Origin of the sequence: Limnobacter sp. SAORIC-690 (genome assembly GCF_002954425.1) — a bacterium.
GTDB lineage: Bacteria > Pseudomonadota > Gammaproteobacteria > Burkholderiales > Burkholderiaceae_B > Limnobacter > Limnobacter profundi.
Genome location: NZ_MQVZ01000001.1, coordinates 2,679,121 through 2,688,880, shown reverse-complemented (window position 1 = coordinate 2,688,880; position 9,760 = coordinate 2,679,121). Strand labels below are relative to the sequence as shown.

Below are 9,760 nucleotides of genomic sequence, written 5' to 3'. Positions count from 1 at the left end.
TATTTCTGAAATGAAGTTCAGAAAACGTTCGTCATCTACGGTGCTTACTGCCAGTTCAACCCGTTTGGCTTGCAGTTGGGGAAGTTCTGTTTCAAACACTTGAGAGAATTCCCGAATAGATCCCTCTCCGTTGAAGAACACCTCTGGCCCGAACATGCGATTGCCCTGGCTGTCAACAACTCGGGCTTGGGTTCGACCTTGCCCACCCAACACTTCTTCCAGGCCATGTTTCACGTCTTCGGGTGAATATTCGGAAGTAGGTTTTAGTAAAAGGTGTTCAACTGCATGAAGCGCACGGCTTGCAGTTTCCTCCTGTTGCCTGGCCTGCCAATAGTGGATGCAGCAATACACGAGTACAGCGAGTAACACCACTCCCAGTACACTGACGGAGCTGGTCAAACCGATGGTGGCTCTGGAAATTGATTTCACGCTCACTCCTTGCCCTGGGTCCTGATTTCGAGAACGTACCCCATGCCGCGAACGGTATGAAGCAAAGGGATTTCGTACGGATCGTCCAGCTTAATCCTCAACCTGCGAATCGCCACATCAATCACATTGGTCTCGCTGTCAAAATGCATATCCCAAATCAGCTCAGCGATTTCTGTGCGGCTGATGACTTCGCCCTTTCTTCGCAGTAGTAGCCAAAGTAGAGAAAATTCTTTCGCAGTTAACCGTAAATCCTTGCCTCCGCGCTTGGCGGTGCGGCGTACTGCGTCCAATTCCAGATCCAGCAATGTCAACAAGGTTGTCTGGCTCTCGGTAGCTACGGTCGATGTTCTACGCCCCAAGGCGTGAAGCCTGGCCACCAGCTCGGCAAACGCAAAGGGTTTTACCAAGTAATCATCTGCGCCGGCTTTCAGACCGCTTACCCTGTCCTCAACCATGGCGCGCGCTGTAAGCATCAGTACCGGAATACTTTTTGATTGGCGCAGGGCGCTCAACACGGCCAAACCATCAATGTCAGGCAACATGCCATCAAGAACAATCACTTCGTATAGCCCCTGCGTGGCCAAATGCAAACCATCAATCCCATTGCGCGCCAAATCGACCACAAAACCTTCTTCGGTCAATCCTTTCTTTAGGTAATCGGCCAGCCGCAGGTCGTCTTCGATCAAAAGTAGTTTCATTGAATTGTCTTCATTTGGTGCACCGAAGCACAGTATAACCACCCCGAATTTGGTGAAGATTACATATTTGTAATGTACCGGGAAGGTAGCTGACATGTGCCCCTGACTAGACTGAAGGCATGGGTTTAGAAAAACAACCCTCCAATTCGAGTCAATCGGGAGATCATCATGAAAAATATTAAAATCGCCGCTGTTTTGATTACCACCTTCGCGATTGCTGCACCTGCAGTGGCACTTGCCGATGCTGCCTTCCACCCCGGTCAGGGCGATGCGGTGTATGAACCCCATCTGGGATACAAAGATCCAGCGAAATCTGCGTCACACGCCAGCAAGGGATTTCGCGGCTACAGCGCAAACATCATTGGTTCTGAAGCCAGCGGTGATGGGACCACACACGCTGATTGGGGCAACTCACGCTCTGGAAAATCCCGTCAGGAGGTGCTGCGTGAATTGCAAAGCCAAACTCTAGAAGAGCGTCGTCTTGCTAATTCGAACTAAAGGCAAGGTTTGACATCTGCGAAAGCGATGTTATTCTTTTGACAAAGAACCGGACCGCCCAACCATGACCAAAGTGATCAAATCACTGTTGATGTTTGTAATCGCCGCCTCTGTCATTTTTCAGGGTACGGCGCTCGCGGTCATGGTGGGTTGTCATACCGGTGATGTTGAGCAATCTGCCAGTGAGTTCAGCCCATCCCCGTCAATTCTGGATCATTGCGCTGAACACACCTCGGCCGGAAACGGACTACACCCGGCTTCAGCCGACCATGAGTCCCAAGAAAGGCCCTGTTGCAGTTGCGATGCCATCTACAAGGCAAAACTCGACCTGCCAGTGGTTGAAGTTGGTTTGATCGAGTCCAAACGCCTTTTCTCCGTTTCTTTCTCTTCAATTCTGCCCAGTGCCGACCTGGCGCTGCCTTACCGACCGCCCATTCTGGCTTAAGCCAATTCTGAATTTCATTTCTTGATTTCATTTTATCGGTGGAGGTACGTGTATGCGCACGGCTATTCAATTACTGCTTGCGGGTTCAGTTCTCGCAGCAAGCACAGGGTTTGCAAATGCCCAGTCAGAGGGTTTGCAGATTGAGTATCAATCAGCCTTTGAGAACTACTCAACATGGAAGCCCAAGGAAGGCGACCGTGATTGGGTGGGGGCCAATCAGAATGTCGAGAAAATTGGTGGCTGGCAATATTACGCCCGTGAGCCTTACCTGAAAGATGGTGAAGACCAGCAACCCATGCAGGATAGCGGCATGGGGCATGACATGAGCAAGATGAAAAAGCCCATGAACCCCGGTGAAGCTCACCAAGGGGGGCATTGATGAAAACCTTGAGATACACGGCAATGGCCTTGGCGATTGCAGGTTTGACTGGTTGCGCCACTGTCAACATGGATCAATCCATGACCAAGCTGAATGAAACCACAGCGTCCATGACCGACAAGAAAGTGGTTCTTGCTCTGAATGATGAGCAGCGCAAGCAGCTGCGAGGGCAGGCAGATGCGCTGTTGAAAAAACCACTGAACTTGAATTCGACAGTTGAACTGATGTTGGTGAACAGTCCTGAATTCCAGGCTTTGCTGGCTCGGGGCTATAGCGAGTCTGCATTGGCTGCCCAATCGGGTCGAATTCCCAATCCAATCTTTAATTTCGAACGAATAACAGTTGGGGATGAACTTGAAATTGGACGATTGTTCAGTTTTGGTTTGCTCGATCTGGTCACGCTTCCCTGGCGTCAACAGGCTGCAACTTTTCGAATTGAGCGAGCTCAACTGCAGTTGGCTGGCGATGTAATTGGGCAAGTGGCTCAAGCGCGCTCAGCTTGGGTCGATGCAGTGGTCGCTTTGCAAAAACAGCAATATGCGGAGCAAGTATTCGAGAATGCTCAAGCCAGTGCTGAATTGGCCAAACGCATGGAAGAAGTGGGTAACTTCACGATTATTCAACGCATTCGTCAGCAAATGTTTTATTCCGATGCTGCGCTTGGCTTGGCCATGGCACGTCAGGAGGCTACATCTACCCGGGAAAAACTGGTTCGGGTGCTCGGGCTTGATGCACAGCAGTTTGAAAAACTGAAACTTCCAGATCGCTTGCCAGACCTGCCCGCCACTGTGAAAAAGCCTGAGGAAGTCTCCAGACAAGCCACGGCGCGGCTCGATGTTCAAATGGCCAAGCAAGCTTACGATGCCGCACTGAAAGTATCTGGAGTGGAAACAGTGAGCTCGTTTGTGGATATTGAGCTCGGTATTCGTCGCAATTCTGTGTTCGACAGCGCAACTGGCACCAAAACCAATCCCAAAGGTTTTGAGCTGGACATTCGATTGCCCCTGTTTGATTGGGGTGGTTTGCGGCGAGATGCATTGACTGCTGAGTTGCTGGCCAAGGGCAACACGCTGGAGGCTGTTATGAGAAATGTCGATTCAAACCTGCGGGAAAGTTACACCAATTACCGCACCGCTTATGACATTGCCAAGCACTACCAAACCGAGGTGGTTCCCATGCTCGATACCTTGGCTGAGCAAAACACACTTCGTTACAACGGCATGTTGATTGGTACTTTTGAGCTACTGGCCGACAGTCGCAATCAGGTTCGGTCGATTGAATCATCCATTGATGCATCGGCGAACTTTCTGCGAGCTCAACTGGCCCTGGATGCCGCATTGATGGGCAGTCCAAGCAATGTGAAGCTTTCCATGGGCGCCCAGAGTCCAGCGGCTGATGCTGCTGCTGGTCATTAAAAGATTTGGAGTAAGCACAATGAATTCCAGAAGAGATTTTTTCAAGTTTGCCGGCATGGCCGGTGGTGCGGTGGCGGCAGCCAGTGTCAGCAAAGTGGCAATGGCCGCGCTGCCCGAGCCCGTCATTCAGACCTCGCCTGACACCATGGACCCATTAACCCCCAACACTGGGCGGCCCTATAACCCAGTGGTCACCTTGAATGGTTGGACCTTGCCTTGGCGCATGAACAACGGCGTGAAGGAATTCCACCTGGTGGCAGAACCTGTGGTGCGTGAAATGGCACCGGGTATGGTCGCTCACCTTTGGGGCTACAACGGTCAAAGCCCAGGCCCCACCATTGAAGTGGTTGAAGGCGACAGGGTTCGTATTTTTGTGACCAACAAACTGCCTGAGCACACCAGCGTGCACTGGCATGGCCAGCGCCTGCCCAATGGCATGGACGGCGTTGCGGGCCTGAACCAACCAGCCATTCCTTCCGGCAAAACCTTTGTGTATGAGTTCGAGGCCAAGCGCCCCGGCACCTTCATGTACCACCCGCATGCCGATGAGATGGTGCAAATGGCCATGGGCATGATGGGTTTTTGGGTGACTCACCCCAAAAACAAACATCCCTTGATTGACAACGTGGACCGGGATTTCTGTTTCCTGTTGAACGCCTATGACATTGATCCCGGTGCCTACACACCGAAAATCATGACCATGCTGGATTTCAATTTGTGGACCTGGAACAGCCGCGTTTTTCCGGGAATTTCGCCCTTGTGTGTTCGAAAAAATGACAAGGTGCGCATACGGATTGGTAACCTGACCATGACCAACCACCCCATTCACCTGCACGGCCATGAATTCGAGGTAAGCGGCACCGATGGCGGCCCCACACCCAAAGGCAGCCGTTGGCCCGAGGTGACCACTGACATCGCCGTGGGGCAAATGCGTCAAATTGATTTTCTGGCCAATGAGGAAGGCGATTGGGCCTTTCATTGCCACAAAAGCCACCACACCATGAATGCCATGGGGCACGATCTTCCCACCTTGATTGGAGTGGATCACCGTGGTATTACCAAAAAAGCCCGGGGACTCGTTCCCGAATACATGGTGATGGGTGAACGGGGCATGGCCGACATGACCGAGATGACGATGCCGATTCCTGACAACACCATACCCATGATGACGGGCGATGGTCCATTTGGCTCCGTGGAAATGGGCGGCATGTTCAGCATGTTGAAAGTGCGCAAAGACCAAAAGCCTGGGGATTATTCGGACCCAGGTTGGTACAAGCACCCGGCCAGAACCGTAGCCTTTGAATATGAAGGCCCGGACATGCCCAAGCCAGTTACGTCCGACAAGGCAGGAAAACCCGCCATGAAATCCAGCAATCGACCTCAGGAAACAATCGAGTTGAAGGTCAGAAAACCTCAAGGCCATTCGGGCCACTAAGGAGTTAATCATGAAAAAATCATTCGCAAATCATTCCCTATCGCTACTGCTTGGCGCTGGGCTTTTATTGCCCGTGGCCGTATTGGCGCACGGCACTCAAGAACACAAAAAGTCAGATTCCAATGCACAGCCAGTTCTTGAGCAAACCGCTTGGGGCATTGCCGGTACTCCGACCAAGATAGACCGCACTGTCAAAGTCGTAATGTCCGACAGCATGCGCTTTGAGCCATCCTCGTTGCAGTTCAAGGAAGGTGAAACAGTGAAGTTTATTGTCAAGAACGAAGGAAAGCTGATGCATGAGTTTGTTCTGGGGACAAAAGACAAGAACCTGGAGCATGCCGACTTAATGAAGAAATTTCCAAATATGGAGCATGAAGAACCCTACATGGCACATGTGGCCCCAGGCAAAACCACTGAGATGGTATGGACATTTAACCGAAGTGGCGAATTTGAGTTTGCCTGCTTAATTGCAGGTCACTTTGACGCAGGTATGCGCGGACCACTGCGCGTAGCCAAATCCTCTGGAGCTGAAAAGTGAAGCGAATTGCTTTTGTTGGTATTGCAACTGCAATTTTGGCATTGGGTGTTTTTGCTGCCATCAAACCTGAGACTTTCTCAACTGTTGAGAAAGTCTCAGTGGCTGCAACAGAATCTGATGCCAATCAAATTTTACCCATTCATGTACACAAAACAGCGACCTGCGGTTGCTGCGGCGAATGGATTAAACACTTGGAAAAATCGGGGTTTTCCGTGAAGTATTCGAATCACGAAGACCTAGACAGCATTAAGGCGCAGTTCGGTATCGAAAACAATTACCAATCCTGTCACACAGGAGTATCGGCGAATGGCTTTGTGTTTGAAGGCCATGTTCCAGCCAAGTACATAAGGGAATTTCTGAACGAAACACCCGAGGATTCACTTGGTCTGTCCGTTCCAGCGATGCCAGTTGGCTCTCCTGGCATGGAATATGGCAACAAATTCATGCCTTATCAGGTGTTACTCCTGAAAAAGGACGGAAGTGTGTCCGTTTATGCGGAAGTAAAAACCTATCAAGATCAATTTTGAACAAGTAACTCAATAAACATTGAAAGGAAACAATCATGAAAAACCAGTTAATCAAACTTGCTTCAATCGTTGCGCTGTCAATTTCGACTTCGGTCTTTGCCGGAGGAGATCACGGTTCCCATTCAAGTAAAGCCGGTGAGCAAAAGTCCATGGAAGGTATGCAGATGAAGCAGTCCGAGACCATGGAAATGACGCAGGGCGAGGTGAAAAAAATTGATCCGAAGACTGGTAAGGTCACCTTGAAGCATGGCGAAATCAAGAACCTTCAAATGCCACCTATGACTATGGTTTTCTCGGCCAAAGAGGCGGCGCAACTGGAAGGCCTGAATAAGGGCGACAATGTTCTCTTTGCTGTGGATCAAAACATGAACATCACCCACATCGAGAAGAAACAGTAATCAGGAGAAGCACCATTGCAAAGTAAACCTGGATTTCCCAATGGATCGGTCATTGTGGGTAAATTGGGATTGATGTTGAGTTTGCTGGGTTCCGCAATGGTGCTTTGCGCCTGTCAAACAGTCGGAAATTTTGTTCATCCGGAAAGTCACAAACCAACGGTTACAGTAAAGAAGGAACCTTGGTTTAGCGCCGAGCGTGCTACCCGCACACAGAAAATGGAGGAGGGCTTTATTTTGGTTCTCTCCGGTGGAGGGGTTCGTGGCTTTGCCCACATCGGAGTTCTTAAAGCCCTGGAGGAATTGGGGCTTGAGCCCCGAATGGTGATTGGCACCAGCGCTGGTGCTGTGGTGGCTGCGTACTGGGGCTTGGGCTATACAGCCGATCAAATGATGCAACGTGCAGAATCACTAAATAACAGTGATCTGTTTGTACCCGTGTTACCGAATCTGGGACAGCCAGTTTTAAAGGGCGAGGCTGGAGTTTTTTCGGGTCAGTTTCTTGAACGGCAATTGCGCAGGGATTTCGGCATTCAAACATTTGAAGATCTCCCGAAACCAATTGCCATAGTGGCCACAGACCTCCAAACAGGTCGTCCCGTGGTCTTTAATGCAGGTGATGTCGCCCAGGCAGTGCGGGCATCTTCAACAATTCCAGGTATCTTCACGCCACCTTCCATTAATGGCCGTCTTTACATCGATGGTCAGGCCAGTTCTCCACTGCCGATAGTTCCGGCAAAACGCTTGAGTGATCTTCCAATTCTTGCCGTAGACGTGGTGTATCCCCCCGAGCTTGCTGAGGTCTCTACGCTTACCGATTTGATGTTTCAAACCTTTTTGATATCGAGTTTTAGAATCAAAGAACTGGAGATGTTACAGGCGACAATGATCATCGCCCCTCAGTTAACCAATGTTGGTCAACTGGGTTTGAATGATCGTCATTGGGTATTTAAAACAGGTTATTTGGAAGCCAAAGAAAAACTTCGGAAAGCTGAAAAACTGCTGAAGTGATTTGTTAATTATGCACGGGTTGGCGGCGAATTAACACCAACCCTTAACCCCTTCATTAGCTTGCATCGCCTTCTGTGAGATCAACGCTTTTGATCTCACTCAGTACCTCAGCCCGTGACTTCGACGATTCGAATTCGTGTACCAACACTGTCGAATCTCCGGCCAGAGGGTTGAACTGATCTGCTTTTACCGCTTGTTGATACTCTTTTAGCACCGTTGCTTGGGTGGCCAGTTTGCCTTGGCTGATCAGTGCCACATGGTCGGTGCCATCACCGTGATCTGTAGGGCCGCTGGCCAAGGCAAAAGCTGGAAGCGTTGCGGAAATGGCAAACACTGTGGATGCGATCAATTGACGTGTTTTCATGGTAATTCTCCTTGAGTGTATCAGTTTGGGTTTTGCCTTTGCTTTCAATCAAGCGTTGGCATGACTCACACTTTACGCAGGGGCGAATGACCAGATCCTCTCAATTGAATTACAAATTTGTAATACACCAGAACACTAACCGGTAACCACAACCGGAACCAAATATGATCGCGTTGAAATAATGTCGCAAGCAAGATCGAATTAATCAAGGGAAAGATCATTTCCCAACTCTCAATATTGATGAATATCCGATCAGGTTGGGATCCAACATGAAAGATCTCAGTACTTCTTTTAACGCATCTAACTGCCACTTCTCTGCCCATGGAGAGAGCACTATCTTTTCCAGGGCCTTGTTCAAATCAAACTGAACGAACTGAGGTTTGTCATCAAAACTTTCATGGGATTCGGTTAGAGCGATGCGAAATTCCTGCTCAGCGAAGTAACCTTGCTGCTTGTGAAACGTGAAGAAAAAGTTTTGCTCATCGGGGACTCTATCGAGGATGTAATTGATATATTTAACCGGACCAACAATGTAGTCATTGGTCGGATCAAGTGCAGCAATTAAATCACCAGCAGTAGTTTTTAAAGCAACTCCGTTTTGTCTGCTACCGTAAACTCGCCACATCAAGGAGCACTCATCGTCAGATTGCTGCCAGCTCGTCACCCATGTTCTTTTGCGGATACTTTCTAGATTTTCCGTAAGGGCAACAACTTCGTCGACAGATCTCGAGAAACATTTGCTGTCGTCGGAAAAGTCAATATTCAGAGTTGCTGAATTGCTAAAGGGCATGCGGCCTTCAAAACCGTCTTCAAATTCAGAAAGATTCGTAAACTTCAGCTTCTGTCCGGTAAGGAGACTCAAAAATCCATAGATGTCCATATACCGCCACAATGAGGTACCGTCACTCCAGTCACCTTCATTTATACGTGTAACAGTGCCCAATCCACACCCCTTTCAAAACGGAAAATTTATGTAAAAATAACATGCCGTCAGTTCTATGACGCATCAACAGAAGGCGAGGGTGCACAAAGAGGTATCGATTTCACCAGCACAAAAAACATGACCACCCCTAAAATGATGAATTGAATGTTGCAATGATCTGCTCTCTAAACTGACCAGCCCATTCCAACCGAGCACGGGAAGACCTCGCTGGTTCTGAATCGAAGATCTCTGGTTGAGGCGTTAGGTGCAGGTCATCATTGCAGCGAATTTCCGAATAGTCGTTGAGCTTTGTTGAAGCATCAAAAGCCCTGCCAATCCTCTGCTCGGCGGCTACATGTGGGCGAGAACCATCAAATTGAACAACACGAGACTCCGGGATTTCATGGTGAAGCTCATTTGCAAATTCGACTAGAGTTGGCTCAGCAAAAACAAACATCCAACCATCTTTATCGACATCATTGGTCATACGCAATATTCGACCCAAAACCTGTCGGAAATGCATTTCCGTTTTGACAATACTGAGGTGGCAACACACTTGCAACCTTGGAATATCAGTACCCTCGCTAATCATCCCAACGCTAACAATCCATTGTTCATTAGAGTACCTAAAAGCATCAATTGTTTTCGAAGCATCGTGATCTCTGTAGGTGACCACTTTCACGGACTGCGCGAATGTACTTGAA

The 9,760-nt window shown here is 49.2% G+C and carries 14 protein-coding genes; 9 read left to right on the top strand and 5 right to left on the bottom strand.

Translation table 11 applies throughout. The annotated features are described in order from the left end of the window. Positions 1-429: hypothetical protein (locus BSZ31_RS16935; RefSeq protein WP_168426976.1), on the bottom strand; the 429-nt coding region annotated here is incomplete at its 3' end. 2 nt (positions 430-431) lie between these two features. Beyond that, positions 432-1,127: a heavy metal response regulator transcription factor gene (locus tag BSZ31_RS12840; RefSeq protein ID WP_105029873.1), complete on the bottom strand. Its 696-nt coding sequence runs from the start codon at positions 1,125-1,127 to the stop codon at positions 432-434. 168 nt (positions 1,128-1,295) lie between these two features. On the opposite strand from BSZ31_RS12840, the gene BSZ31_RS12835 reads away from it, so the two are divergent. The 9 genes from BSZ31_RS12835 (at position 1,296) to BSZ31_RS12795 (ending at position 7,770) form a co-directional block, all read left to right on the top strand. After that, positions 1,296-1,625 carry a hypothetical protein gene (locus BSZ31_RS12835; RefSeq protein WP_105029070.1) on the top strand — a complete coding sequence of 110 codons (330 nt, stop codon included), beginning with the start codon at positions 1,296-1,298 and terminating at the stop codon, positions 1,623-1,625. A gap of 64 nt (positions 1,626-1,689) precedes the next feature. Beyond that, on the top strand, positions 1,690-2,070 hold the full coding sequence (locus BSZ31_RS12830) for a hypothetical protein (protein WP_105029069.1): 381 nt from the start codon (positions 1,690-1,692) through the stop codon (positions 2,068-2,070). Positions 2,071-2,122: 52 nt separating this feature from the next. After that, positions 2,123-2,449: a hypothetical protein gene (locus tag BSZ31_RS12825; RefSeq protein ID WP_105029068.1), complete on the top strand. Its 327-nt coding sequence runs from the start codon at positions 2,123-2,125 to the stop codon at positions 2,447-2,449. Beyond that, positions 2,449-3,864 (top strand): TolC family protein, encoded by a 1,416-nt coding sequence (locus BSZ31_RS12820; protein WP_105029067.1) that lies wholly within the window; start codon positions 2,449-2,451, stop codon positions 3,862-3,864. The genes BSZ31_RS12825 and BSZ31_RS12820 overlap by 1 nt, the downstream gene beginning before the upstream one ends. 19 nt (positions 3,865-3,883) lie before the next feature. Then, positions 3,884-5,299: a multicopper oxidase family protein gene (locus BSZ31_RS12815; protein ID WP_105029872.1), complete on the top strand. Its 1,416-nt coding sequence runs from the start codon at positions 3,884-3,886 to the stop codon at positions 5,297-5,299. Between the two features lie 10 nt (positions 5,300-5,309). After that, the gene (locus tag BSZ31_RS12810; protein ID WP_105029066.1) at positions 5,310-5,837 is read left to right on the top strand and encodes a plastocyanin/azurin family copper-binding protein; all 528 of its coding nucleotides are present in this window, start codon (positions 5,310-5,312) and stop codon (positions 5,835-5,837) included. Further along, entirely contained in the window at positions 5,834-6,364 is a 531-nt protein-coding gene (locus tag BSZ31_RS12805; RefSeq protein WP_105029065.1) for a DUF411 domain-containing protein, read from the top strand. The genes BSZ31_RS12810 and BSZ31_RS12805 overlap by 4 nt, the downstream gene beginning before the upstream one ends. A 35-nt stretch (positions 6,365-6,399) precedes the next feature. Continuing rightward, a complete protein-coding gene (locus tag BSZ31_RS12800) occupies positions 6,400-6,762 on the top strand; it encodes a copper-binding protein (protein WP_240605710.1) in 363 nt (120 codons plus the stop codon). 15 nt (positions 6,763-6,777) lie between these two features. Then, positions 6,778-7,770 carry a patatin-like phospholipase family protein gene (locus tag BSZ31_RS12795; RefSeq protein WP_146106689.1) on the top strand — a complete coding sequence of 331 codons (993 nt, stop codon included), beginning with the start codon at positions 6,778-6,780 and terminating at the stop codon, positions 7,768-7,770. A gap of 55 nt (positions 7,771-7,825) precedes the next feature. Here BSZ31_RS12795 and BSZ31_RS12790 read toward each other — a convergent pair whose 3' ends face one another. From BSZ31_RS12790 to BSZ31_RS12780, 3 genes are all read right to left on the bottom strand, one after another. Continuing rightward, entirely contained in the window at positions 7,826-8,134 is a 309-nt protein-coding gene (locus tag BSZ31_RS12790; RefSeq protein ID WP_008249208.1) for a hypothetical protein, read from the bottom strand. A 217-nt stretch (positions 8,135-8,351) separates the two neighbouring features. Then, a complete protein-coding gene (locus BSZ31_RS12785) occupies positions 8,352-9,077 on the bottom strand; it encodes a hypothetical protein (RefSeq protein WP_105029063.1) in 726 nt (241 codons plus the stop codon). A gap of 127 nt (positions 9,078-9,204) precedes the next feature. Continuing rightward, positions 9,205-9,760 (bottom strand): helicase-related protein (locus tag BSZ31_RS12780; RefSeq protein ID WP_369907271.1); only part of this gene is annotated, 556 nt, incomplete at its 5' end.